The following is a 25,839-nucleotide window of genomic DNA, read 5'->3' as shown; positions in this document are numbered from 1 at the left end:
AATGTGAAAGCCATGGCGCATCACCGTATATTAGCCATGTACTTCCTATAACAAACAAGAGAGCCCGCCATGCTAAAAATGATATCGAAACCAGCGGTTAAGCTGGTTGAGCGTTATCTACCCGACCCGTATATTTTTGTTTTGCTACTGACGATCGTGGCGGCCGCTGCCGCCATTGCCGTGGAGCGCCAAACGCCCCTTGCGGTGATGCGCATGTGGGGAGACGGCTTTTGGGGCTTGTTAACCTTCTCGATGCAAATGCTGCTGGTCCTGGTAACCGGCTTTATGCTGGCAAGCTCACCACCCGTGAAGCGTATCCTGCAAAAGCTTGCCGGAACGGCAAAAAGTGCCGGTGGCGCGATTATCCTGGTGACGCTGGTCTCGCTTGTGGCCAGCTGGATTAACTGGGGATTTGGCCTGGTGGTGGGGGCACTGTTTGCCAAGGAGTTAGCTCGGTTGGTACGCGTGGATTACCGCTTGCTCGTGGCGAGTGCCTACTCGGGCTTCATCGTGTGGCACGGTGGCCTTGCGGGTTCCGTGCCGCTGACTATCGCCACCGAAGGACACTTCACTGCCGATGCGATTGGCGTGATTGGCACCGGCTCAACGATCTTCGCCTTTTTTAACCTGGCGATTGTTGTGTGTCTGTTTATTGCGGTACCACTGGTTAATCGGTTAATGCTGCCCGACGAAAAAGACAGTGTGTATGTCGATAACAAGCTGCTTGAAGATGCCCCCGCGTCGAAGGAGCGTATTACCCGCCCGGCGGAAAAACTCGAAAATAGCCTGGTACTTTCGCTACTGGTGGGCGTGCCAGGGCTTTTGTATCTGCTTGATCACTTTATTCTTCGGGGCGGCGGCTTAAACCTGAATATCGTGAACTTTCTGTTTCTGTTTTTAGCTATCGTACTTCATCGCACGCCACGCAGTTTACTGATTAGCCTTAACGAAGCCATTAAGGGTGGCGCTGGCATCGTTATTCAGTTTCCGTTTTATGCCGGCATTATGGCCATTATGGTGCAGTCAGGCTTGGCCCAAAGCATGTCGGAGTGGCTAATCTCGTTTGCGACAGCAACCTCGCTGCCCTTTTGGTCGTTTATTAGCGCGGGCATTGTTAACCTGTTTGTGCCTTCCGGCGGCGGCCAGTGGGCAGTGCAAGCGCCCGTGATGCTGCCAGCGGCCCAGGCGCTGGGTGCCGATATCTCACGGGTGGCTATGGCCGTTGCCTGGGGCGATGCCTGGACGAACTTGCTGCAACCTTTCTGGGCGCTGCCGGTGCTTGCCATCGCAGGCCTAAAAGCCAAAGATATTATGGGCTTCTGCCTGATTCAGCTGTTTGTCACCGGGGTGATTATTTCCATAGGCTTGGTCTGGTTCTAAGCTTTTATCTGCCCGCCCCACAGGGCGGGCAGCGTTAACCAAGGACACGTTATGTCAGATGCCGCACACACGGCCTTACCAGGGCAGCATGAGCTGTCAATGACCGTACTAATGACGCCCGATATGGCGAACTTCAGCGGTAAAGTACACGGGGGCGCTATTCTTAAAAAACTGGATGAAGTCGCTTACGCTTGTGCCAGCCGCTATTCGGGGCACTATGTCGTCACCCTTTCCGTCGACCAGGTGCTATTTAAACAGCCCATTCACGTGGGCGAACTCGTCACTTTTTTGGCCTGCGTTAACCATGTTGGTCGCTCCTCAATGGAGATCGGCATTAAGGTGGTCGCCGAAGATATCCGTAATAAGCTCATCCGCCATACCAATAGTTGCTACCTCACCATGGTCGCGGTGGACCCTGACGGAAAACCTGCCAGCGTTCCCCCTTTGACGCTTACCACCCCTATTCAACAGCTCCGTTTTGAAAAAGCAGCACTGCGAAAAAAGCATCGTAAACAGACAGAGCAGGAAGAAAAACTTACCCAGCAGCACTATCAGGCGCAGGCTTAACTGCCAGGCGCAGGCTTAATAGGCTAGCCCGGATATTACGAGGTGTCGCAGGCAGCGGCCGAATCAGGTGGGCTAAGCGCTTGATGCTGCTTTAATACCCATTCACAAGGAGGTTACATGCCCACCAGACGGCGCTACCCACAATTGCCCAAGCCCGTTGAGTACGCTCATATTGGCTGGGATTTACTGATTCTCATCGCGGTGGTGCTTAATTTAGGGCTTTTGCTGTTTGATTCACTGTTTTTAATCGAGCCTGTTAACCAGGCCATTGCAGGCCTGGCACCCACCTTTTATACATTTTACGACACCCAAGTCCATAGCCGCTTTTTTACGATTGATCTGTTCTTTGTCGCTTTTTTTGTTGCCGATGTTCTGCTGGGCTGGACCGTCGCCGTGGCCGAAAGGCGCTATCATCGCTGGTTTTTCTACCCCTTTGTGCACTGGTATGACGTTCTGGGCTGTATTCCATTAAGCGGTTTTCGCCTACTCAGAATACTGCGTGTGGTGTCATTACTTCATCGCTTACATCGTCTGCGGCTTATTAATATTACTCACTGGTCGATATATCAATTTTTCTTTAAATATTACGATATCCTGCTTGAAGAACTTTCTGATCGTATCGCGCTACGGCTTTTGGGCAATGTACAGCAGCAAATTCTGTCCAGCGACTCGCTAACTGAGCGGGTGGTCGACCGAGTCATCATGCCGCGCAAAAAGCAGTTGATTAGTGAAATTGTGCAGCGTCTGGAAAGTACCGTGGGCGAGGCGTACCAACAAAATCGCACGCACGCGATGCAAGCCATTGATGAACTTGTAAGCCGCACGCTACGTGAAAGCCCCGAGATTCAGCGCTTGCACCGCCTGCCGATGGGCCAAACCGCCACGAATGCCATGCAGGCATCTATTAGCGGCGTTGCCCAACGGTTAGTGGATGAGCTTGCGCTGGGTATCCATTCTCCCGAGTTTAGGCAAGTGGTTGAACGCACCGCAGAGAGCGGCTTTAACAGCTGGCTGACCGTCGATGAAGGCAGCCAACGAATCACAGAATTGGTGCTTTACGATATGCTTGAAATGCTTAAAGAGCAGGTGAATCGCCAGCGTTGGAAGGATCGTTATGAATAGTCAGTGGGTTATTCTTGGGCCAGCCGCCCTTTACATGATGTCGATGACCCTAACGCCCGGCCCTAATAACATTATGTTGACCGCGTCAGGCGCCAACTTTGGCTTTAAACGCACGCTGCCACATATGGTGGGTATTGTCGGCGGCTGCTTTTTGCTGTTTTTCAGTATTGCTTTGGGGTTAGGCGTGCTGTTTGAGCGCTATCCTTCCCTACAGTTCGCCCTGCGCTGGTTAGGCAGTGCTTACTTGCTCTACCTCGCATGGAAAATTGCCAGCGCGCCACCGCCTGATTTAAAGAGCAAGGCACACAGCGTACCCCTTACCTTCTGGCAGGCCGCCGCGTTTCAATTCGCCAATCCCAAGGCGTGGGTCATGGGGCTTGCGTTAATCGCGGGGTTTATTCCTGATCAGGGTTCAACCGTTGCAAACGCGTTAATCCTGGTGGGTTTTGTAGAGCTGGTTGCCTTCCCCTGTTTGGCGCTATGGGCGGGGTTTGGCATGGCGATCGGTCATTGGATTAAAAGCGACGGTGCCTGGCGAATATTTAACGTCACCATGGGAGTGCTCACCGCCGCTTGTGTAGTGCTGATATTGCGCTAACCGCAGCGTAAAGCTTCGACCGTTTCATTACTATCAACATGGATATTCAAGCGGTCCGGCCGGTGGTCCATAGTGGCCACATCGCCTGGACGTAGCACGCGCACCTGGCGCGACTGACTTTCGCTTTGCAACTGCGAAACGTTCGCTTCATCGAAGGCCTCGCCTATGGCGTAGCGAATTGAGGCGGTATCGCAGCTGTCCATGGATACCGGTTGGCCATTTTGATCGCCCGAACCCGACGTTCTAGCCGTGTCAGAACCGGCAGCGCATGCAGAAAGCAGAATAATGCCGCCGCTGGCGGCTAATAATTTCATGTACTGAAACCCATAAGTGGATCGCCACGTATTCATAAACCTACCCCGAATGATTATTAACCTGCAGGCCAAACACACAGTGGGCCAGGCAATTGCCTGGCCCACTCAACATCGTCAAGGGTTCATGGACCTTAGCTTGCGGCGTCCTGAACGGCCTGGCCGCCTCTTTCCACATCCTGGCCTGCGCCAGCCACCGTGTTACAACCGGCCAACGCGCCTGCTGTCATAAGTAGAATAAAACCAGTCGCTAAAAGCTTTTTCATTTGAGTTCTCCTTAACGTGTCTAGCAACAGCGCCTCTGGTAGCGCCTACCCTTTCCAAGGGGTACTTTTAGCGTAACAGTGTTTGGGTAATTTCGCCTGTTTTCCCGAAGGTTGCTCCCTACACCGCGTCATCTACCCAAAGCATCGGCTATCATATACACCATTGAAGACTACCTGGAGCGCGCTCTTTGAACGATTTCACTCTCGACCAACGTCTGGACGCTGACACCTTCCCCATCGCCGACCTGCCACTTTGCCGTGTGCTGTTAATGAATGATGCGCGCTATCCTTGGGTGATTCTGGTGCCTCGGCTGAATAATATCAGCGAAGTATTTGAGCTTTCCGAGCCTGACCAGGCCCAGCTATGGCGGGAAGCCACCCAACTGGGCAGCGTGATGAAAACCCTCTTCGAGGGCGATAAACTGAATATCGCCACCTTGGGCAACGTCGTCAAACAGCTGCATATCCACGTGGTCGTGCGCCACCAGGCTGATGCCACTTGGCCTGCGCCGGTATGGGGCAATGGCAGCGCCGAACCGTATGAGTTGGAGTCACTTGCCGACCTGCGCGATCAACTTATTGCGCATATTGACCGCTTAAACGCTTAGCTGCTGTCAGGGCCTTAAAAGCGGGCTGCTTTGCCTTGCGGGCGGCTCGCCAAGCAAGGGCGCCCCGGCAGGTTGAGAAACACTCGTCGTGACAAGCATAACGCCCAATAGAACAATCAATATGCCGCCGGCAAGCGCCGCCCAGCCCACCACTTTATGCGCCGACTGAGAAGCGTGCTGCTGCCTGGCTAAACGCCGCGTTGCCCAGCGGCGTGCAAACACGCTGGCAAGCGCCAACGCCGACACCGTCATTCCTGTACCCAACGACATGGCCAGTACCGATAAAACGCCAATATAAAACTGCCCCAATAGGCTGGCGGCGCCGAGTAAAAGTACCGCGCCACTGCAAGGACGCATACCAATCGCACCGACCGTCATGATGGCGGTACGCCAATCCAACGCTTGCTCGGGTTCAATATGATGCGCGCCGCCACAGCAGTGGTGGTGGCCATGGCTGTGATCGTGATTGAGATGATGGCCATTGCCGTGGTCGTGCTGAACCGGATAAAACGCAATAGGCTGATAAGCGCGGCGCAGCTGCTTGTAAGCCCGAACGCATAGCCAAACACCCAATAGCGTTATGAGTAAAAAACTGGCCTGCTCAACCCAAACAACACTGCCCATGGCCTGACGCGTTAGCCACCCCAGGCCGTGCACCAGAATGGCTACCATGACGATGGCAGTCACGCCTTGCAACAGCGACGCGGCAAACGAAAGCCCTAATGCTCGCCGCACGGCGCCCCCATGAGAGGCCAGATACGTTGCCAGCACCGCCTTCCCGTGCCCAGGCCCTGCCGCGTGAAAAACGCCGTAACCAAAACTGACGCTCAATAATACCCACCAGGTGGCTTGAGAAGGTTCGCGGGCAAGCTCGGTAATCGCCAGCGTGAGCGAGCGGTTAAAGCTCCGCTGCCAAGCCAGCATCTGGTAGCTTGTGCCCTGTAATCCCCCTTCCCATAAAAATATCACTGCCCCAGCAGCAAGTGCTAATAGCGCAATCAGCATAATGGGCCTGCGCATAACGAGTGATCGCATAAAGCACTACCTTATTTCATACATTCATAGAATTCGTCGGGTCTGCAGCTTGTGATTAGCGGCAATCAACACGCCCTGTTTCGGCAAAAAACCGTCCAAGCCCTGGTTCGGCTTCCTCATCCTGGTCCAGCAGAGCAGCTTGCAGGACCAGCTCAGGGTCAGGTTCGGCGATTAAGATGCTTAGCTCGCAGGCAGGTTCCCCGTGCAGCACCAAGGCGTCGTCTTTAGGCTGGTTATTTTCTGACTCATGAACCATCTCGATATAATACGTTGGATCGTATATTTGATAATCAAGCACGTGGCCCGCCAAGGGTTGGGGCGTTTGTAGCGGGAGGATAAACGTAAAGCTAAGCCGCCCGTCATGCTCCCTGGCCGTGTATTCGGTTACCTCGCCCAATGCCAACGGCTCGCCATCCAGACGAACGTCTGTAAAGTAGTGCTGACCCGCAAGATTATCGCGTATTTCAGTGCCTAACCGGTCAAGCCCAACCTCCAGGCTAACGCCATCCACATGCTGGAGCTCTTCAAACACCACCAGGCTATAAAAAGGGTCCATCCGCCATGCGTGATGCAACCCGCGCACAACGCCCTCCTCGTCGGTCATGACTCGGATACTGAAATCAATCCAGCCATGCGGATGTGCGGTTGCAAGCGGGCTCATCAGCAAGCCGATCAATCCAGCGCCCAGCGCCCAACATTTGCCGCTATAAAAAGTACTTACTCTTTGATCACCACACTGCTTCACGGTGCTAATCCCAACGTTGCTTGTAAATCCACTAGCCACGGATCCAATAAATAAGGCGCCAATGGTTGATTGCCACGCCAAGCCATGACACTCACCTGGCTACCACTCCCGGCTTCACTCACCTGCAGTTGCAAACGGTATTCAGGCCAGCGGGCTAGCGAGGCTTCTGCACGCCCCAGGGTCAAATCGGCATGGCGTATCACGTACCCTTGCTTCATCATCAGCTCAACAGCACTTCGAAACGTCGTATCGACCGAGGCTGGATAGACAAGCTCACGCGGGACAGACGGCGACGTCGTTGCGCAGCCGGTAAGCCATGTACTCAAAAGCATCACGCCTACCCACCTGATATCCCAACGGCCTCGCCTCATAACCCTCTCCCGGTTGGCCTCCTGTATTGCTCAAGCGCCGTTTGAAAGCGCTGACAAAAATCATCGTTGCTCGCACTGTACGACTCCCGCATATCGCCCAGATGGTCGAAGCGGCGGATATCGCGCGAGATACGAATATGGTCGTCGTGGATCAGGAGTGAGACCCGTTCGACCTCGACTGGCTGCTGTTGCAGCCCGCCCCCAAAGCCCATTCCGATGCCGATACCGCCGCCGCCTCCCAATCCAAACCCGCCGAAGGCACGTATGCCGCGACCATAACCGTAGGCGTTATCATAAGGATCGTAATAGCCACGCAGCGCTTGGGTGCGGCTAGCAGTGACCAGGCCTAACGTCGCATCCGTCGAATTCAGTTCAAATCCCGATTCGGTGAGCAGCGCAACGCTTTGGCGAAGCACTTCCTGGGAGTCTCTTTCAGCACTGTTAGAAAAATAGCAGGCCGCTGAGGGGGCAGGCTCGGCCTGGGGCAGACGGTCTGGCGTCACCTGGCAGCCAGCCAGCGCCAGCAGGCAGGTTAAGCTAATCGGTATCGACTTCATGTTAGATCCTCGAGCGATGATCACAACGGGTCTATCAGCAACTGGTCTATCAGCAAGCAGCGCGTTAAGCTCCTCTCATCATTACAATAGATTAGAGACCGTCATTTGCGGAGATTGTGCGATGAATATCCTGCTTTGCCCCGATAGTTTTAAAGACGCCCTAAGCGCTGAATTAGCAGCCAAGGCGATGGCTAAAGGCGTACGTAGTGCGGTCCCCGGCGCGCAAACACACTGCTGCCCGTTGGCTGATGGTGGCGAAGGAAGTCTGGATGCATTAATTGCCGCAACCGGTGCCAAGCGGTGCTATCAAACGGTTCACGATGCACTTGGACGACCCCGCGATGCCGCCTGGGGTTGGCTTAGCGAACAGCGTACCGCGTTTATCGAACTGGCAGAAGCCAGCGGATTACAACACTTAAGCCCTCAAGAGCGCAACGCGCTACAAACCTCCACCTTTGGGGTAGGCGAGTTATTTCTCGCAGCGCTTAACCAGGGCGCCGAAAACGTACTGCTACTGCTAGGAGGAAGCGCCACCAACGATGGCGGTGCTGGCATGCTACAAGCCCTGGGCGCCAGGTTTCAGGATGCACATGGCAAGCCACTTGCGCCAGGCGGTGCTGCGCTTGCAGGCCTTGAATCGCTGGATATTTCTGGGCTGGACCCACGCTTGGCCTCACTCAACGTGGAAGCAGCGGTGGATGTGGATAACCCACTGCTGGGTGAACGGGGCGCCAGTGCGGTATTTGGCCCTCAAAAAGGCGCCTCCCCTGAAGAGGTAGCTCAGCTTGACTTGGCGCTTGCCCGCTTTGCCGACATTTGCGCCAGCGCGTTGGCGCATGACTACCGAGACCTGCCCGGCGCAGGTGCCGCAGGCGGAATGGGGTTTGCAGCCAGCGCGTTTCTTAACGCGACGCTGAAACCGGGCATCGAATTGATTATGCAGCACGCGAATATGCCCACTCTGCTCAATAACGCTGACCTGATCATTACCGGTGAGGGACGCCTGGATGGACAAAGCATGTCGGGCAAAACCCCCATTGGCGTTTCCCGTGCGGCCAAGCGCTTGGGTAAACCTGTGGTTATTTTAGCGGGCAGCCTGGGCGATGGCTGGCAAGCCTGTCTTGATGAAGGTGTAACCGCGGCCTTTGCCTTGGCCGATGGCCCCATGACGCTGGAACAGGCTTTGCCCAGAACAGCCGAGTTGCTGGCGGCACGCTGTGAAACAATTATTCGTTTATGGTTAACCCCGGCGGCCCCTTGAAAAACATCTCGAACGGCAGCATTACTGTTGTTAGGCAGCGTTCGTGAAAGCCACGTCGATACATGGTCCGTTTTAAGATCCAGTTATTAAAACCGGGCGGTGTTGCCGTCACGGTAATGTCATAACGCTATGAGTACGATGCAAAAAACCTGTTTTGCAATGTTCCAGCAGCGTTTTATGCTAATCAAACGATTTGATAGCCGTGCTACACGGCTCCAACAAGGAGAGACAGCATGACCGATACCAATAGCATCGGCCTTCATGAAGGCAGTGCCAGCCAGCTTGCCGAGAAACTCAACCACCTGCTGGCGAACTATCAGATTTTTTACATGAACGTGCGCGGCTACCACTGGAACGTGAAGGGTAGCGACTTTTTTGAACTGCACGCCAAGTTTGAAGAGTTTTACACGGACCTGCTGACCAAGGTAGATGAAGTCGCCGAGCGTATCCTCACCCTGAGTCACAAGCCGGTACATGCCTACAGTGACTACGCCACGCTTTCGCATATTCAGGAAGATAAAGACGTACACGACGGCAAAGCCTGCGTTAACGGCATTATCAAAGGATACCAGGTCCTAATTGAGCTTCAGCGCGAAGTGCTCTCACTCGCCTCTGACGCTGATGATGAAGGGACAGCCTCACTAGCCAGCGACTACATTCGCGAGCAGGAAAAAACCATCTGGATGCTGAACGCTTATCTCGGTAAGTGATAAGCGCTCTTCTTAGCGATAGATGCAAAAACGGCACCCTCGCGGTGCCGTTTTGTTTAGCCCGAGGTTGGCTAGCCTTTCTGGGCCAAATCTTCCATCAACGCGCGCAGCATACGCCAGAACTCATCGACCGATGCAAGCTCCACCCGCTCATCCGGGGAGTGAGCCCCACGAATCAGCGGGCCAAACGAGACCATATCCAGGTGGGGATATTTACTGCCCAGAATGCCGCACTCAAGCCCCGCGTGAATGACCTTAACAGCGGGTTCTTTCTCAAACAGCGCGGCATGGCGTTTGTTAAAAATCGCTAACAGCGCACTGCCAGGATTCGGCGCCCAACCGGGGTAGCTATTCTCGACACGGACACGTGCGCCAATCAACCCAAACAGTGCCTCAAAGCGGTCGGCCAAAGCGATCATTGCGGTATCGTGCAAGGAGCGTACCAGCGCACATAGATGCAAACGCCCCTCTTCCAGGCTGAGTACGCCCAGATTATTGGACGTTTCAACAACACCGGGCACATCAGCGCTCATGCGCTCGACGCCGCAGGGCGCTGCGTGAAGCGCGGCCACCAACATGGCACTGGCGTCCAGGGTTAGCGGGTCTACTGACACATTATTCACCGCACGCGTTGCCGTCAGCACCAGACCGCTATCGCCACTGCCAAGCTCGGCACGCAGGGTACTTTCCAGCGCTTTTAGCGCGTCGAAGGCGGCATCCACTTCGTCAGCGGGCAAGGCCAGCTGAGCAAACGCTTCACGAGGAATCGCATTACGCAGCGTACCGCCGTGGTAGCTAACCAGCCGCCCATCAAACCCTTCAAGGGTACGCAGCGCACGCACCAGCAGGCGATTGGCATTGCCCAGCGGCTTGTGGATATCCATGCCTGAATGGCCGCCTTTAAGGCCTGTCAGTGCAATCTCGACCAGTTGCTCATCGTCGCGTAGCTTGGCAACGGGTAGCTGGGCATCCACCACCACATCGCCACCGCCCGCGCAGCCGATATACACTTCACCGCGGTCTTCACTGTCCAGGTTAAGCAGCAATGAGCCTTTCAGCCAGTTCTCTGCCAAGTTCAGCGCGCCTCCCATTGAGGTCTCTTCTTCCAGAGTAAACAGCGCTTCAAGCGGACCATGGGTAAGCGCTGCATCCTCAAGCACGGCAAGAATAGCCGCCACGCCCATTCCGTTGTCAGCCCCAAGCGTCGTACCCTCAGCATGCAGCCAACCATCGGCGACGTAGGTGCTTATTGGATCACGCGAAAAATCATGGGCGCTGCCAGCATTGGCCTGGGCCACCATATCCAGATGGCCCTGCAAAATAACCCCTGGGGCGTATTCGCAGCCAGGTGATGCCGGCTTACAAATGCGCAAATTGCCAAAACTATCGCGGTCGTGAGCAAGCCCTTGAGCATCGGCCCAGGCTTCTAGTATCGCGACCAATGCAGCTTCCTGACCCGAGGGACGCGGCGTATTACACAGCGTACGAAAATGGCGCCAAACGATAGGCGGCGTTAACGCGTCTAAATGTGCGTTCATAAAAGCTCTTCATTATCGGTAATCGACCCACTTTACTCCTCAAGGCGACGAGGGAAAAGCATGCATTGATGCCACCTGCCCCACCGCTTGGCGTAGTGCACGAACGGACGCATTATGCGCGGCGGCTAAAGGCTGGTTTTGAAAGGCCCACGCCGCCAGTTGGTGATGCGCGGTTGCCATGCCTGATGAGGGCACGTGGCTGGCTTCTCGTGCCAGCGCTTGTAGCGCAGGCCGCGCCAGCGCCGGGTCACGGTGCGCATAGGCGACATCGTTGATGGCTTGGCGCTCTTCTGGGGTTAGCGGTGTAGAAGGCAGCCCGCGTAGTAACAGTGTGACTACCTCGGCGGGCAGCGTGGTTAATTCAAACGCCAGCAAGCTGGGCAGCGCTGCGCTGAACCCTGCCGTTAACGAATGCAGTACCGCGTGCCCCTCAACGTTCAGCGCTTTGGCAACCATCACCGCAAATTCCCCGGTAGCCGCTTCACGGGTGATGCCCAGCCGCACGGGCTGAAACCCTTGGGCAAGCCAGAAGCGCAGTAGCGACGCTTCGGCACCGAAGGTGGCGCCATAAAGCGCAATGCCTCGCTCCGTGGCCTCCTGAACATCCTCGGCAATAAGCTGTTGCCCCAGGCCTTCCCGGCGGCGGTCTGGATGAGTGGCGATACGCACGACACGTCGCCAGCGGGCGGTCAGTGCTGTACGGCTGCCCATGTGGGCGGCCAGCGACTGCGCCATCAAATGCCCTTGCGGGCGGCGCTCGCCCCGTGCGACTTGCTCGGCAAGCGTGGCATCAAAACCGCCCTCTTCTCGTGCCACCAGAACCGCTTGAGGGGCATGTTTCTGCCCCAGTAGACGCAGCGTGGTTCCGGGCCCGTCTAACAGCTGACGCACGTCACCTGGAGAGGTCCGGTAGTGAGACTGCACCAACAGGCCAAACAGCGCTTCAAGAGCAGCTTCCTCCTGGGCAAGGCCGGCACGTTCGAGTGTATATGAGCTATCCGCGTAATTGTCACGTTGCCCCAAGGCTGGCAAAGGCGCCTTGAGTAGCAGCAACCGGTTGATCGCGGCTTCAAGAGGATCACCGGCACTCCAGCGGATGGGGGTGTCCAGCGTCAAGGCTTTCCATTGCGGCGTCAGCCGGGTCAATACGTCTTTAAAGCGCAAGGCAAACCCTCGCCCCGAACCTTCGTAGCCATCAACGGTGGTCGCAAACGCAATACGTGGAAACGCCGCCAGCCACTGACCCAACAAGGCAGCAGGAATCGCCGCGGCTTCATCCACCATTAAATAGCTGCCATCGCCTCCCAACTGTTTGGCCGCAACGTGCTCGGTAAGTACATCCGGGGGCAAAAAGCTCAGCTCGCGGTTATCTGCGAGTTGAAAGCGCCCTGGGGCGATGCGCGCTCCGTCAGGGCACAGGGCTTCAAGCCGAGCGAACAGGCTCTCCACGGCACTTAACCTAGGGGCCGTCACAATGATATTCGAGGTTCCGTTTTCTAAAAGGCGTGCGCAGGCGATCCCAAGCGCGGCACTTTTACCCCGCCCACGATCAGCGGTAATCACCACTGGGCGGCGGCGCTTCAAACGTACAAGCTGGGCAACGATAGCCGATTGATCCCCCGTGAGACACGCGCTATCGCTAACGCTCTGTGGACAATTCGTGCTGGCGGGTAAACGGGGCAGCTTTGGCACTCCAGGGGCATGCCAAGGGACAACATCTGTGCGCTCATGAAGCAGGCGAGCCAATCGCGCCAGATAGTGCGACGTTAACTGCTCCCAGTGCCAAGGGTGGTCAGCAAAACGCGCGTAATCCGGGTCCGGATGACGACCCCAAGGCTTGGGAGTCATAAGCACCAGCAAGCCGCCCGCTGTCAACGTGCCTGCCAGCGCGCCTAGCGCGTCAGGATCAAAGCCCGCCTCACCACTGGCATCCAGCACGATGAGCTGATGCTCTGCACCTAAACGCGTGCGCGCCTTACGGGGCGTTATCCAGGGCGCAACGGGCACATCATCGGCCTGATGAGCAACCCATAAAGGTGCTGTCCAGTTAGCAGCCTGCCACAGCCGATGCGCGTGGGCACGACATTCGCAAGGCCTACCGGTTAGCCATACCAGTTGACGCCAACGCCTCCTCTCCAGCCGCTTGGAATGGGCAACTAGTGTTTGAACTGGCCGCTCACTAATCATGCTTAACGTTCTCGTCAATCCGCTTGGTGGTGATAACCTTGGCATCAAGACTCCTGACACGCGTTATTGCGTAAAAACAGCTCGAAAAGTAGGTCTATTTTCGCCGTTTTTCCCCATTGCACAACACTCGTTGGCTAAACGGAGTGCTGATTACCTTAACGAGCAGTTGAGCGCAGGGATAGCTGCAGCAACACTACCCAAGTGATACCATTTACAGCTGTTATTTTTTCGCATTGACGAGTCAGCCTGCCAGCCTCGTCTTAGGAGACAACGACGTGCCCATTCCCGCTCGCCGTTCACGATTGGCGCTACTCGCTGACGGTATATCCCGCTTTAGGCTATCACTCACACCCTGGTCATGTGCGTTGTTCTTGATTGCGCTGACGGTGGCACTGCCGATTCTGGTTGTCTTGAGCTATATCTTTGTGCCGACGGAAGGCGTCTGGCAGCACTTGGCGAGCACCGTGTTGAGCCGCTATCTGTCGAATACCTTTTGGCTTGTGCTCTGGGTGGGGCTGGGCACGTTAATCCTGGGCGCCGGTAGCGCCTGGCTGGTGGTGATGTGCCGCTTCCCGGGCAAACGAATCTTCGAGTGGGCACTTTTATTACCGCTGGCGGTGCCCACCTATGTCATCGCCTACGCTTACACGGATTTTTTGCAGGTGGCAGGGCCGCTACAGAGTGCGCTGCGCGGGTGGTTTGACTGGCAGTACGGCGACTACTACTTCCCCAACGTGCGCTCGTTAGGCGGCGCCGCGACGCTGATCACGTTTGTGCTGTATCCCTACGTTTATTTGCTCGCCCGCGCCTCCTTTCTTGAGCAATCGGTGTGCGTACTCGATGTAGGGCGCACGCTGGGTCGCGGCCCCTGGCATCTGTTTGCAAGCGTTGCCCTGCCGCTGGCGCGCCCCGCCCTGGTGGGTGGCGTTTCGCTGGTGCTGATGGAAACCCTCAACGAGTTTGGCGCGGTGCAGTTTTTTGGCGTGGATACCTTTACCACCGGCATTTACCGCACCTGGTTTGGGCTGGGCGAGCCCGTGGCAGCCGCTCAGCTAGCCGCCTGCCTGCTAACGTTTGTGATTGTGCTGGTGCTGCTGGAGCGCTTCTCGCGCGGGAAGCGGCGCTATTTTCATACCACCAACCGCTACCAACAGTTGCCCGAGTACCGCCTGCATGGCTGGCGCGCCCTCGGCGCAACGCTCGCCTGCTTGCTGCCTATCGTCATCGGCTTTTTATTGCCCAGCGGCATTCTGCTGAACCTTGCCATTCAGCAGGGCGACGCCCTGCTGGGCACGCGCTTTATCCGCTTCGCTACCAACAGCCTCAGCCTTGCCATGGTCGCGGCGCTGATTGCCGTGGGCCTGGCGGTGCTGTTGAGCTATGGCGTCCGGCTACATAACTCGCCCGGGGCCCGGCTATTTACCCGAATCGCCGCGATGGGCTATGCCATTCCCGGCTCGGTGGTTGCAGTAGGTATCTTGATTCCCTTTGCCTGGCTGGATAACACGCTGAATACGTGGCTACACGCCCACTACGGAAAAATTATCGGCTTGGTGTTTAGCGGCTCGGCGTTTATTTTAATTTATGCCTATGTCGTGCGCTTTTTGGCCGTGTCATTTAATGCGGTTGAGGCAAGCCTGGGCAAAGTGACTCCCAATATGGACGCCGCCTCACGCACTTTGGGCCAAACCGCAGGTGGCACGCTGCGCCGTATTCATACGCCGCTGATGCGTAGCAGCCTGCTGGCCGCCGGAATTCTCGTGTTTGTGGATGTAATGAAAGAACTGCCCGCGACGATTATCCTGCGGCCGTTCAACTTCGATACTCTGGCGGTGCGTGCTTATAGCCTGGCGTCTGATGAGCGCTTGGCTGAGGCCTCCACCGCGTCGCTGGCTATTGTGGTGGTCGGCATCTTGCCGGTGATTCTGCTTAGCCTGGCCATGCGCCGGGCGCGGCCCGGCAGCCATACTCAGTAAATCTACGGGGAAGTCTACCTAGGCTTCATCCTGAAACACAAACACCTGAGAGTGGTCCAGGTCGATATCAATCGGCTGGCCCTCCTGGGGCAGAAAGACGCCAAGCACGCGGGCATGTAGATGCGCCTCCTGGCCATCAGCCCCGTGGGCGCACAAATGAATGAGGCTGGAACGCCCGAGTAGCTTTGCCATGACCACGTGGCTATGGCGGTGGGCGGCTGCGGGCAAGTCGCGTTCCTGAAGCCGCAGCGCCTCAGGGCGAATCATAATCCGCGCCTTACTGCCTTCGGGCAGCCAGCTGGCATCTATTTCACCTACCGGAGTCTGCACACGGCCCTGCTTAACCGTGCCGCTGAGCTCATTTACTTCACCAAAAAAGGTCACCACAAACGGGTCGACCGGCGTGCAATAAAGCTCGCGCGGCGTGCCCGTTTGAATAATTCGGCCATCGCGCATGAGGGCAATTCGGTCGGCCATAAACATGGCTTCTTCCGGGTCGTGGGTCACCAGTAACGTGGCTGACCCAAGCTTCTTCAACACGTGCAGCGTATCGTCACGAATGCGGTCACGCAGCCGTGCATCCAGGCTCGAAAAGGGTTCGTCGAGCAGCATCAACTTGGGTGTTGGCGCAAGCGCCCGGGCCAAAGCGACGCGCTGTTGTTGCCCGCCAGACAGCATGTGCGGGTAGGTATCGATGTAATCCGCCATCCCCAACTGAGTCAACAGCTCGACCGCGCGTTCGCGGCGCTGACGCGCGGGCATCTGTTTGAGCCCAAATGTGACGTTTTCCAGCACACTTAAGTGAGGGAAAAGCGCCGAGTCCTGAAATGCCAGGCCGACATTACGCTTTTCCGGCGGAAGGTGGCGTTGGTCGGGTGATGCGACGGCCTGCCCTTCCAGGCTAACGCTACCTTGTTGAAGGGCTTCCAGCCCTGCAGCAATACGTAATAGCGTGGTTTTACCGCACCCCGATGGCCCCAGCAGACACACGACTTCTCCAGGGGAAATCTCTAACGAGACACCTTTCACCACCTGGTTTGCTGCATACGTATGGTGGACATCGTGTAGCGAAAGCGCCTGTAACGTGGCGTTATCGGGAGCTGATACGGTTACTGCCATAATGTCACCATTACCTCATTTAATCAGCGTCTCACTTAGCCAGCACTTTTGGCGTGCTGCTAGGCAGGCTGCGTTGAATATCAACACCATTGTATTTTTCATTCGCTTGATATGCACGCAGGGTTGCACAACCACGAACACCTTGTTCTTTTTTCCCTTGACGCGGGTACTGCGAAAGTATTCAATACTAAAACTTAATGCAACTTATTCTCATAATCATTTAGGACGCTAACTATATGAAAACAACACGTCTTTCAGTCTCTATCGCCGCCATTCTTGCGGGCGCTGCTGTATCAAGTACAGCACTTGCCGATGCGGTTAACATTTACTCTGCCCGCCACTACGATTCGGATGAAATCCTCTATAAAGCGTTCACCGACGAGACGGGCATCGAAGTGAACGTTCTGGAAGGCGACTCCGACCAACTGATGGAGCGCATGCAGCGTGAGGGCATTGCCAGCCCCGCCGACGTCATGCTGACGGTCGATGCGGGCCGTTTATGGCGCGCCGAGCAGGACGGCCTGTTCCAAAGCGTGGATTCTGAGGTACTGAGCGAGCGTCTGCCGGAGTCAATGCGCCAGCCTGACAATTTATGGTTTGGCTTTAGCCAGCGTGCACGGGTAATTTTCTATAACCGCGATAACTTCGACCCCAGCCAGATCGAAAGCTACGAAGATTTAGCCGATCCTCGGTTTGAAGGCCAGTTGTGCATTCGCTCCTCCAACAACATCTATAACCAGTCGCTGCTTGCCTCCATGATTGAGCATCACGGTGAAGAGGGTGCAGAAGAGTGGGCCCAGGGCGTGGTTAACAACCTGGCACGTAACCCGGAAGGTGGTGATACTGACCAGATTCTTGGGGTCGCTAGTGGCGAGTGTGACTTGGCCGTTGCCAACCACTACTACTATGTTCGTATGCTCCATTCCGACAACGAGTCTGACCGTGAAGCAGCGCGCAAGGTGGGGGTAATTTTCCCCAACCAGAACGACCGTGGCACCCACGTTAACGTTGGCGGTGCAGGCCTGGTAGCCAATGCGCAAAACCCGGAAAACGGCATTAAATTCCTGGAGTTCTTATCATCTGATGGCGCCCAGGAAATCTTCGCCGAGCGTAACTATGAGTTCCCGGTCGTCGACGGTGTCAAGAAAGACCCGGTATTAGAGTCATGGGGTGACTTCAAAAAGGATGAGCTGAATATTAATGTGCTGGGTGAGAATAACCCCGAAGCCATTCGTATTTTTGACCGCGTCGGCTGGCGCTAAGCCCTCCCCACGCATACAAAACGGCCCGCCACTTGGCGGGCCGTTTTCATGTGCGCACTATTTACTTTTTAATGCGCTTCATCCCAATTAACCCCGCTTTCGGCTTCGACAATCAGCGGCACTTTAAGCTCGGCGGCGGCTTGCATACGCGTTTGCACTTCACCAATAAACGCTTCCACCTGCTCTTCTTTCACCTCAAACACCAGTTCATCATGTACTTGCATGACCATCAGCGCATCGAACTCGCCCTCTGCAAGCCAAGCGTCCACGTCGATCATGGCTTGTTTGATGATATCCGCGGCGGTGCCCTGCATGGGCGCGTTGATCGCGGTACGCTCGGCGCCCTGACGGCGGTTGCGGTTTTGCGAGTGGATTTCCGGCAGGTACAGGCGGCGCCCCAGCACGGTTTCCACAAACCCATCTTCCGCGGCCTGGGTGCGAATCCGGTCCATATAGCGAGCCACGCCTGGGTAGCGGTCAAAGTAGCGGTCGATATAGGTTTGCGCCTGATTGCGCTCGATATGCAGCTGGCGCGCAAGGCCCCACGCGCTCATACCGTAAATCAGCCCGAAGTTAATCGCTTTAGCACTACGCCGCTGATCACTGGACACTTTGTCCAGCGCGGTGCCGAAGACTTCCGCGGCAGTGGCCGTGTGGATATCGCGATTCTCGGCAAACGCTTCCAGCAGGCCCTTGTCTTCTGAAAGGTGCGCCATGATGCGCAGCTCGATCTGCGAGTAGTCAGCGGCAACAATGCGATAGCCGGGCCGGGCAATGAACGCCTGACGAATCTTGCGCCCCTCTTCGGTGCGAATGGGGATGTTCTGCAGGTTCGGGTCCGATGAAGAGAGACGACCGGTGGCGGTGACCGCCTGGTGATAACTGGTGTGTACCCGGTTATTTGCCTTGTTGATCAAGCGCGGCAGCTTATCGGTGTAGGTGGACTTCAACTTGGAAAGCCCGCGATGCTCCATGATGACCTTGGGCAGCGGGTAATCCAGCGCCAGCTCCTCAAGCACCGCTTCGGCCGTTGATGGCGCGCCTTTGGGTGTTTTCTTGAGAACAGGGATCTTCAGCTCATTAAACAGAATTTCGCCTAACTGCTTGGGCGAGCCCAGATTAAACTCACGCCCGGCCAGGTCAAACGCTTCAATTTCCAGTTCACGAATGCGCTTATCCAGCTGTTGGCTCTGCGCGTGTAGGCGCTCAGCATCTATCGCCACGCCGTTACGCTCAATGCGGGAAATCACCTTGATCAGCGGCAGCTCCAGGTGATCCAGCACCTGGGCCAGGCGCCCCTCTTTATCTACCTGCGGGCGCAACACATCGTACAAGCGCAGGGTAATATCCACATCTTCACAGGCATAAGGTGCTGCCTGCTCTAACGCTATCTGGTTGAAGGTCAACTGCTTGGCGCCTTTACCAGCGATCTCTTCAAACGAGGTGGTTTTCTCGCCCAGGTACTTAAGCGCCAGCGAATCCATGTCGTGGCGCGTTGCCGTGGAATTCAGTACATAAGAGGCCAGCATCGTATCGGCCAGCGTTCCAGCAACGATAATGTCGTAGTTGGCCAATACGGAAATATCGTACTTGAGGTTCTGGCCAATCTTGATGGTCTTTTGATCTTCGAACAGCGGCTTGAGCGCAGCTAAAACCTTGGCTCTATCCAACTGAGCGGGAGCATCCAAATAGTCGTGGGCCAGCGGAATATAGGCCGCTTCACCGGCGTCGAGCGCCAGTCCAATTCCCACAATTTCGGCTTCCATGTAATTCAGGCTGGTCGTTTCCAGGTCAAAACAGAACCGCTTGGCGCTTTTTAAGCGCTTGAGCCAAGCGTCCAGTTCGCTTTGCTCAACGATGACATGGTCCTGGCGCTCTTGAGGGCTGGCTGACTGCGCATCACTGGTTTCCTCAGCATCGTCAGATACCGGTTCGCCGCCTTTTACGTCATCCACGCCTTCATCTTTTCCCTCCAGCAGTTCAGCCAGCCACTGCCTGAATTCAAGCTCTTTATAAAGCGCAACCAGCTGTTCGCGATCCGGGTGCGCAATATCTAAATTATCCAGCCCAACCGGCAGATCGCAGTCGACTTTGATGGTGGCGAGCTGATAGGAGAGATAGGCCTGCTCACGGTGCTCTTCAAGCTTTTTGGATAACGTTTTGGCCCCACGAAACGAGAGCGTTTTAACCCGCTCTAAATCCCCGTAAATGGTATCCAGCCCGCCGCCCATTCCCTGCAGCAGCCCCAAGGCGGTTTTCTCGCCCACACCCGGCACGCCCGGGATGTTATCGACCTTATCGCCCATCAAGGCGAGGTAATCGATAATCAGAGCAGGCGGCAAACCAAACTTGCCTTCCACACCGGCCTCATCCAAGGTTTCATCTTTCATGGTATTGACCAGCGTGATATGCGCATTCACCAGCTGCGCCATATCTTTATCGCCGGTGGAGATCACTGCATCCCGACCCGCCTGCGTGGCACGGTGCGCTAACGTACCTATCACGTCATCCGCCTCCACGCCGTCAATGCATAAAAGTGGCAAGCCAAGCGCCTTTACGCAGGCATGCAGTAGGGCGACCTGGCTGCGTAAATCATCCGGCATCGGTGGGCGATGCGCCTTGTAGTCTTCAAAGAGCTCATCACGGAAGGTTTTGCCCGGCGCATCAAACACCACCGCCATTGGGCTTTGCGGATAATCCTTTATGAGCCGTTTGAGCATGTTCAGCACGCCCTTAACGGCTCCCGTCGGTTGGCCATTAGAGGTTGTTAACGGCGGCAGCGCGTGGAAGGCACGATACAAGTACGAGGAACCATCGACGAGCACGATCGGGGCACGGGCCATAACCAATATCCATTGCAAAAAAAGTATAGGGTCATGATACGCGCTAAGCGCCAGCGGCTGAAATAAACTGGCGGATACAAATACGCTTAAGCGCTTAACAACGCTGCCAACTCAGCCAGCAAGCCGCTACAATAATCAGCTTAGCAACCTGGGCGAGACTTTCATGGCTGTATTCACCCCGCTTAGCGACGCACAGGTCGCTACGTTTTTAGACAACTTTGATGTTGGTGGCTTTGTATCTCTGCAAGGAGTCGCGGGCGGCACCGAAAATTCAACGTTTTTTGTTACCACGCAGCGCCGAGAACTGGTGCTCACCCTGTTTGAACAAGGTGAACATGAAGAGCTGCCGTTCTTCGTCGACCTGCTGGACTACCTGGATGAACACCGTTTGCCAGTGCCAGGCCCGGTTCATGACCGCGATGGCATTGCACTGCACAGCCTAGCGGATAAACCGGCCCTGCTATTTCCGCGTATGCCGGGCCGTCATCCCGTCGCCCCTAACCTGGCGCAGTGCCGGGCGCTTGGGGACACGCTGGGGCGTTTGCATGTGATCTCACAGCACTTCTCCGGCCATCGTCCGAACCCCCGCGACTTGCACTGGCTACAGGCCATGCACCATAAAGTATTGGCGTACTTAAGCCCTGATGATCAGGCATTAATGAAAAACGAAGTCGAGGATTTTGAAAGCGCCTTCAGTCAGTACGCCAAGCTGCCCCAAGGGGCTATCCATGGTGACCTGTTTCGCGACAACACGCTGTTCGATGGCGATCAGCTTGGCGGCATCATTGATTTTTATAATGGCTGTACTGGTGACCTACTGTTTGATCTCGCCATCGTGATTAACGACTGGGCATCAAATGAAGACGGCACGCTCAATGCAGAGCGCTATAATGCCTTGCTGGGGGCTTACCTGGCACGCCGACCACTCACCCACGATGAGCGTGACGTATGGCCGATAATGCTGCGCATGACGGCGCTACGCTATTGGTTATCGCGCCTGTTGGTCGTCTACGTTGACCCACCGGCTCACGATTTAACACCTCACGACCCCGAGCGTTTTCATACCATCTTAAACGCGCGCATTGCGTATGGCGCCTTACCTCTTCCTGAGGCTGACTTATGAGTGCAACGCAAAGTGGGTCAGCACTAAGTGCTCGCCGCACATGGAATATCGACCAATGGGGCAGCGGCTACTTTGATGTAGACGACCACGGCCAAGCTCTGGTACGCCCCCTAGGCAGCGACGCCGAAGGCCCTACCCTGCCCCTGCGTGAGCTGGTGATTCAGTTGCAGGAGGCGGGCCTACGCCTGCCTATTCTGGTGCGCTTTAGCGATATTCTGCACGACCGGGTTGAACAGCTGTGCGGCGCCTTTGATGCTGCCATGAGTGATATTGACTACCAGGGCGGCTACACGGCGGTTTACCCCATCAAGGTTAACCAACAGCGCCGCGTGGTCGAGGAAATTCTGGCGACTTCCGAGCGCGGTAATGGCCGAGTGGGCCTGGAAGCGGGCAGCAAGCCCGAGCTTCTTGCCGTGCTTGCTCTCTCGGGCGGCGGGTCATCGCTAATCGTGTGTAACGGCTACAAGGACCGTGAGTACGTGCGCCTTGCCCTGCTGGGCGAGAAGCTTGGCCACCGTGTTTACCTGGTCGTGGAAAAGCTCTCCGAGCTTGCGATGATCATGGAAGAGGCCCGGGAGCTGGATGTTACCCCGCGTATTGGCCTGCGTGCGCGCCTGGCCTCAGTAGGGAAAGGCAAGTGGCAAAATACCGGCGGTGAAAAATCCAAGTTCGGCCTGACTGCCAGCCAAATTCTGGAAGTGGTGGAAACGCTGCGCGCCCAGGACGCCTTGGCAAGCCTGCAGCTGGTGCACTTCCACTTGGGCTCGCAGATCGCCAATATTCGCGACATTCAGCGTGGCCTGCGTGAGTGTGCCCGCTTTTATCAGAACCTGATTACCCTTGGCGCACCGATTGATACGGTCGATGTGGGCGGCGGCCTAGGCATTGACTATGAAGGCACTCGCTCGCGCAGTTACTGCTCTGCCAACTACTCGATGCGTGAATATGCCCGTAACGTGGTGAGCGCCTTTGCTCAGCTGTGCGAAGAGTCCCATTTACCTCAGCCCCATTTAATCAGCGAATCGGGCCGGGCATTGACGGCCCACCACGCAGTGCTTATTACCAATGTGATTGGCGAAGAGCGCATTGATGATACGCCGCCCGAGAAGGCGCCTCGGGACGATATACAGGTTGATGCCCTGTGGCGCGTGTTCGACCAGCTTGCCACGCCTCAGGAGCCGCGCATGCTGGTCGAGGCCTGGCATGACCTCTTGCAGGCAGTAAGCGAGTTACAGGACAGGTTTGTGCTGGGCCTGAGCGATATCAATGCCCGTGCCGAAGGCGAGCGCCTGTATTTGGCCGCCTGTGCGCGTTTGCGCAGTCAATTGGATACTCGTAATCGGGCACACCGCGAAATTATGGACGAGCTCGCCGAGAAGCTGGCTGACAAGCTGTTTGTTAACTTTTCGCTGTTCCAGTCGGTGCCTGATGTGTGGGGCATTGAGCAGATCTTCCCGGTACTGCCATTAAGCGGGCTGAATCAACCCCCAACACGCCGTGCTGTCATTCAGGATATTACCTGCGATTCAGACGGACGTATCGACAGCTACGTTGATGGACAAGGTGTAGAAAGCACCCTACCCCTTCCCGAATGGCCCTCGGAAGATGAGCGCTGGCTAGGCTTTTTCCTGGTGGGGGCGTATCAAGAAATTCTGGGTGACTTGCATAACCTGTTCGGCGATACCGACTCGGTTGACGCCGCATTAAACGAGCACGGCGAGTGGGTGCTTTCCAATCCGCTGGCGGGTGATACCGTTGCCGATGTACTGGCCTACGTCAACTTTGACGCCAAGGAACTTATGCAAAAGCTGACTGAGCAGATCGTCAATAGCGATTTCTCAGAGCAAGAGCAGGAAAGCTTTGCGGCAAGCCTGCACGAAGGACTGGAAGGCTATACGTATTTAGAGTAACGCTATCGCCTTACTTTTTTGCCTTACTTTTCAGCACCAATAGAAAGCGTCCCCCCTGGATGACCAAGGGGCGCTTTCACTATGCAACGCTGGCTTATTCAGTAACAGTGGTTGTCACTTCCAGACCGCCGGTCAGCGTTAAGCGCAGTGATGTGCCTCGAGTTAATTCACCGACACCGGCGGGGGTGCCGGTTAAAATGACATCACCCGGCTCAAGCGTGAAATGACGGCTCATTTCCGCGACCAGCGAGGGAATCGCAAAGATCATATCCGAACCTTCCCCATGCTGGCGCGCTTCACCATCAACCTCCAGCGTAAAGGCCAGCGCATTCCAGTTGGGTACTCGGCTTAGCGGCAGGAACCTGGATAGCGGGCAAGACCCATCAAAACCCTTGGCGATCTCCCACGGGTGGCCCTTCTCTTTCAGCTTCGTTTGTACATCGCGTAGCGTTAAATCAAGCGCTAAACCAATACCCACAATCGCACGTTCCGCTTCATCCGGCGTCGCGTGGGTGAGGGTTTCCCCAACTAATAGGGCCAGTTCGGTTTCGTAGTGTACATCGCCTTGAGAAAAAGGCGGGCTCAGCGGCTGCTCTATATCCACGACACTCGTCGCAGGCTTAATAAATAACAGCGGCTCGCTGGGAACGGGATTATCCAGTTCTTTCGCGTGATCAGCATAGTTGCGGCCAACACATACGACTTTACCCAATGCATGGGGAAATGCCTGACCGTCAGTAAATTGTGGAACAAGACGCATGGCGGGTACTCTCCTTCTCATTATACGTGCCGCGTTCTTAACAACAGACGCAACAGTTTACCCTACCTATGTGCATGTTCCACAACCTAATACGAGGTTATCGTTCATCCTCCCAATCACTTATCGACTCGCCACTCATGGCCTGGGTCATGGGCTAGAAAGTCCGGACGCTGCTGCGGGGCCGCATATGGCTCGCGGCAGCGATTATCGGGGCGGTTAAAGACGAAGAATACGTTACTGCGCGGGTCCGGCGACAAGTTAGCGTTTGAGGCATGCAGTGTATTGCAATCAAACAGCAATAGCCCACCGGCCTTACCTTTCGGCGCTTCAATACCGTGCTCGGCGACCAGTTCAGTGAGAGCCTCTGGGCTTGGCACGCCCACTTCCTGCGCTTTCAACGAACGCTTATGGTTATCCACTGGCGTCTCCCCCATGCAGGGCACAAACTTCTTGTGCGAGCCAGGAATCAGCATCAGCGGGCCATTAAATTCGTGATTATCGGTCAGGATCAAGGACGCACTCACTGCATGCATGCCGGGCATACCATCCTCAGCGTGCCAAGTCTCAAAATCCGAGTGCCAGTTAAAGCCCTTACCGGCGAACCCCGGCTTGTAGTTAATGCGTGACTGATGCACATAAGGATCATCACCAATCACCTGCCGAGCGGCGCCCGCCACGCGCTCATCTCTGGCCAGTGCGCCCAAGCGTTCTGAAAGGTGGTGTACCGCAAACAGTGAACGAATTTCGTTACTTTCAGGCTCAGTAATACTGAAGTCTTTATCGCGGTAAGTATCCGTACTCATAAGTGCCTGCATCTCAGCACGTAGCTCATCAAGCTCACTACCGCTAATCAGATTCGGGATAAACAAAAAGCCTTTACGTTCAAATTCATCCAGTTGAGGTTCGCTTAAAGGCCCTGACAGGTGACGCCCTTTTACAACGGCGTCCTGACGCGCCTGCCAAAGTGCTTGAGGAGGCTGTGCCAAGCGCGATGGATAGGGATCATAAAATTTCGCATGTTGCGAAGAGGGCGAATCCGCTAACTCGCTGTAATGCTTATGGGCGGTCACATTATGAAAAGATAGATTGCTGACTGTCATCTAATCCACTCCTTGTATGATTAAATTTCAGACCAATGTCATTGCCATAACAAGGTAGCTAACTTATACGTCTCTGCAAGGCATAACACAGCCTTTATAACGTGGATTAAACCAACATCGCTTAAGCGATTTTTAACGGTTTAATAAAGTAAAACTTAACCAAACCCGTCAATCACTTACAACACCCAATCAACATTGACTGAAAACGCCAACCCTAAAGATAACAAACATTGAGTTTTCACGAATTATAAAAAAGATTTCTTACTGCTCTATCAAAGCCACCTTTCGTTATTTAAATGTCTGACCAGTTTTCATACTTGGACCGTAGCGATGGAAAACATCCTTGCCACCACATTGACGCTTTAAGGGATTATCAGCACTAACTTTAACACACTTTACCAACTCAAATCAGCCATGCGGTTTCATGCTATCCAAGCCATGCCAACAGCCCTCTCCAATGGAGAGGGCTTTAGAAAGTGGCAATTTCATT

At 55.5% G+C, this 25,839-nt stretch carries 23 protein-coding genes; 11 read left to right on the top strand and 12 right to left on the bottom strand.

Annotated elements, in window-relative coordinates:
- Positions 1-69: 69 nt before the first annotated feature.
- From ACT3T6_RS09570 to ACT3T6_RS09555, 4 genes are all read left to right on the top strand, one after another.
- Positions 70-1,380, top strand: a complete 1,311-nt coding sequence (locus ACT3T6_RS09570) for a short-chain fatty acid transporter (RefSeq protein ID WP_193053313.1) — start codon at positions 70-72, stop codon at positions 1,378-1,380.
- Positions 1,381-1,431: 51 nt separating this feature from the next.
- Positions 1,432-1,947, top strand: a complete 516-nt coding sequence (locus ACT3T6_RS09565) for an acyl-CoA thioesterase (RefSeq protein ID WP_193053314.1) — start codon at positions 1,432-1,434, stop codon at positions 1,945-1,947.
- A gap of 117 nt (positions 1,948-2,064) precedes the next feature.
- Positions 2,065-3,069 (top strand): ion transporter, encoded by a 1,005-nt coding sequence (locus ACT3T6_RS09560; RefSeq protein ID WP_193053315.1) that lies wholly within the window; start codon positions 2,065-2,067, stop codon positions 3,067-3,069.
- Positions 3,062-3,667: a LysE family translocator gene (locus ACT3T6_RS09555; RefSeq protein ID WP_172117361.1), complete on the top strand. Its 606-nt coding sequence runs from the start codon at positions 3,062-3,064 to the stop codon at positions 3,665-3,667. The genes ACT3T6_RS09560 and ACT3T6_RS09555 overlap by 8 nt, the downstream gene beginning before the upstream one ends.
- On the opposite strand, the gene ACT3T6_RS09550 is transcribed toward ACT3T6_RS09555, so the two are convergent.
- Together ACT3T6_RS09550 and ACT3T6_RS09545 are read right to left on the bottom strand one after the other, a co-directional pair.
- Positions 3,664-3,981, bottom strand: coding sequence for an I78 family peptidase inhibitor (locus tag ACT3T6_RS09550; protein WP_226913400.1), 318 nt, complete (start codon positions 3,979-3,981; stop codon positions 3,664-3,666). The two genes, ACT3T6_RS09555 and ACT3T6_RS09550, sit on opposite strands and share 4 nt — an antisense overlap.
- A gap of 131 nt (positions 3,982-4,112) precedes the next feature.
- Positions 4,113-4,244, bottom strand: coding sequence for an entericidin A/B family lipoprotein (locus ACT3T6_RS09545; RefSeq protein ID WP_087105855.1), 132 nt, complete (start codon positions 4,242-4,244; stop codon positions 4,113-4,115).
- A 188-nt stretch (positions 4,245-4,432) separates the two neighbouring features.
- On the opposite strand from ACT3T6_RS09545, the gene ACT3T6_RS09540 reads away from it, so the two are divergent.
- The gene (locus tag ACT3T6_RS09540; RefSeq protein WP_193053317.1) at positions 4,433-4,852 is read left to right on the top strand and encodes an HIT domain-containing protein; all 420 of its coding nucleotides are present in this window, start codon (positions 4,433-4,435) and stop codon (positions 4,850-4,852) included.
- Between the two features lie 6 nt (positions 4,853-4,858).
- Here ACT3T6_RS09540 and ACT3T6_RS09535 read toward each other — a convergent pair whose 3' ends face one another.
- The 4 genes from ACT3T6_RS09535 to ACT3T6_RS09520 are packed head-to-tail and all read right to left on the bottom strand — an operon-like array spanning position 4,859 to position 7,560.
- On the bottom strand, positions 4,859-5,887 hold the full coding sequence (locus ACT3T6_RS09535) for a nickel/cobalt transporter (protein ID WP_226913401.1): 1,029 nt from the start codon (positions 5,885-5,887) through the stop codon (positions 4,859-4,861).
- 55 nt (positions 5,888-5,942) lie between these two features.
- On the bottom strand, positions 5,943-6,575 hold the full coding sequence (locus ACT3T6_RS09530) for a DUF1007 family protein (protein ID WP_264298632.1): 633 nt from the start codon (positions 6,573-6,575) through the stop codon (positions 5,943-5,945).
- A gap of 53 nt (positions 6,576-6,628) precedes the next feature.
- Positions 6,629-6,964 (bottom strand): hypothetical protein, encoded by a 336-nt coding sequence (locus tag ACT3T6_RS09525; protein WP_226913402.1) that lies wholly within the window; start codon positions 6,962-6,964, stop codon positions 6,629-6,631.
- Between the two features lie 35 nt (positions 6,965-6,999).
- Positions 7,000-7,560 carry a hypothetical protein gene (locus ACT3T6_RS09520; protein ID WP_193053318.1) on the bottom strand — a complete coding sequence of 187 codons (561 nt, stop codon included), beginning with the start codon at positions 7,558-7,560 and terminating at the stop codon, positions 7,000-7,002.
- A gap of 121 nt (positions 7,561-7,681) precedes the next feature.
- Between ACT3T6_RS09520 and ACT3T6_RS09515 the strand changes: the two genes are divergently transcribed.
- Together ACT3T6_RS09515 and ACT3T6_RS09510 are read left to right on the top strand one after the other, a co-directional pair.
- On the top strand, positions 7,682-8,821 hold the full coding sequence (locus tag ACT3T6_RS09515; protein WP_193053319.1) for a glycerate kinase: 1,140 nt from the start codon (positions 7,682-7,684) through the stop codon (positions 8,819-8,821).
- 233 nt (positions 8,822-9,054) lie between these two features.
- Positions 9,055-9,531: a Dps family protein gene (locus ACT3T6_RS09510; protein ID WP_172117354.1), complete on the top strand. Its 477-nt coding sequence runs from the start codon at positions 9,055-9,057 to the stop codon at positions 9,529-9,531.
- Between the two features lie 71 nt (positions 9,532-9,602).
- On the opposite strand, the gene ACT3T6_RS09505 is transcribed toward ACT3T6_RS09510, so the two are convergent.
- The gene (locus tag ACT3T6_RS09505; RefSeq protein ID WP_193053320.1) at positions 9,603-11,069 is read right to left on the bottom strand and encodes an aminoacyl-histidine dipeptidase; all 1,467 of its coding nucleotides are present in this window, start codon (positions 11,067-11,069) and stop codon (positions 9,603-9,605) included.
- 39 nt (positions 11,070-11,108) lie between these two features.
- Positions 11,109-13,301, bottom strand: coding sequence for a tRNA(Met) cytidine acetyltransferase TmcA (locus ACT3T6_RS09500; RefSeq protein ID WP_319022129.1), 2,193 nt, complete (start codon positions 13,299-13,301; stop codon positions 11,109-11,111).
- Positions 13,302-13,531: 230 nt separating this feature from the next.
- On the opposite strand from ACT3T6_RS09500, the gene ACT3T6_RS09495 reads away from it, so the two are divergent.
- On the top strand, positions 13,532-15,232 hold the full coding sequence (locus ACT3T6_RS09495) for an ABC transporter permease (protein ID WP_193053321.1): 1,701 nt from the start codon (positions 13,532-13,534) through the stop codon (positions 15,230-15,232).
- Between the two features lie 18 nt (positions 15,233-15,250).
- Here ACT3T6_RS09495 and ACT3T6_RS09490 read toward each other — a convergent pair whose 3' ends face one another.
- Complete coding sequence (locus ACT3T6_RS09490) at positions 15,251-16,351, bottom strand: ABC transporter ATP-binding protein (protein ID WP_193053322.1); 1,101 nt, start codon at positions 16,349-16,351, stop codon at positions 15,251-15,253.
- A gap of 236 nt (positions 16,352-16,587) precedes the next feature.
- Here ACT3T6_RS09490 and ACT3T6_RS09485 point away from each other — a divergent pair, with 236 nt between their 5' ends.
- Positions 16,588-17,613, top strand: a complete 1,026-nt coding sequence (locus ACT3T6_RS09485) for a Fe(3+) ABC transporter substrate-binding protein (RefSeq protein ID WP_172117349.1) — start codon at positions 16,588-16,590, stop codon at positions 17,611-17,613.
- Positions 17,614-17,681: 68 nt separating this feature from the next.
- Here the strand turns inward: ACT3T6_RS09485 and polA are convergent, their stop codons facing one another.
- Entirely contained in the window at positions 17,682-20,456 is a 2,775-nt protein-coding gene (gene polA, locus ACT3T6_RS09480) for a DNA polymerase I (protein ID WP_172117348.1), read from the bottom strand.
- A gap of 163 nt (positions 20,457-20,619) precedes the next feature.
- Here polA and ACT3T6_RS09475 point away from each other — a divergent pair, with 163 nt between their 5' ends.
- Positions 20,620-21,579, top strand: a complete 960-nt coding sequence (locus ACT3T6_RS09475) for a homoserine kinase (RefSeq protein WP_193053323.1) — start codon at positions 20,620-20,622, stop codon at positions 21,577-21,579.
- On the top strand, positions 21,576-23,489 hold the full coding sequence (gene speA / locus ACT3T6_RS09470; RefSeq protein ID WP_193053324.1) for a biosynthetic arginine decarboxylase: 1,914 nt from the start codon (positions 21,576-21,578) through the stop codon (positions 23,487-23,489). Before ACT3T6_RS09475 ends, speA begins: the two co-directional genes overlap by 4 nt.
- 94 nt (positions 23,490-23,583) lie before the next feature.
- On the opposite strand, the gene ACT3T6_RS09465 is transcribed toward speA, so the two are convergent.
- Positions 23,584-24,249 (bottom strand): fumarylacetoacetate hydrolase family protein, encoded by a 666-nt coding sequence (locus tag ACT3T6_RS09465; protein ID WP_172117345.1) that lies wholly within the window; start codon positions 24,247-24,249, stop codon positions 23,584-23,586.
- A 116-nt stretch (positions 24,250-24,365) separates the two neighbouring features.
- Positions 24,366-25,349, bottom strand: coding sequence for an ectoine hydroxylase (thpD, locus tag ACT3T6_RS09460; RefSeq protein WP_193053325.1), 984 nt, complete (start codon positions 25,347-25,349; stop codon positions 24,366-24,368).
- Positions 25,350-25,839 lie beyond the last annotated feature (490 nt).

Origin of the sequence: Halomonas sp. 72 (assembly GCF_052379785.1) — a bacterium.
Classification (GTDB): domain Bacteria; phylum Pseudomonadota; class Gammaproteobacteria; order Pseudomonadales; family Halomonadaceae; genus Vreelandella; species Vreelandella citrativorans.
The sequence above is the reverse complement of the archived record's forward strand: the minus strand, read 5'-3'. Positions and strand labels throughout refer to the sequence as shown.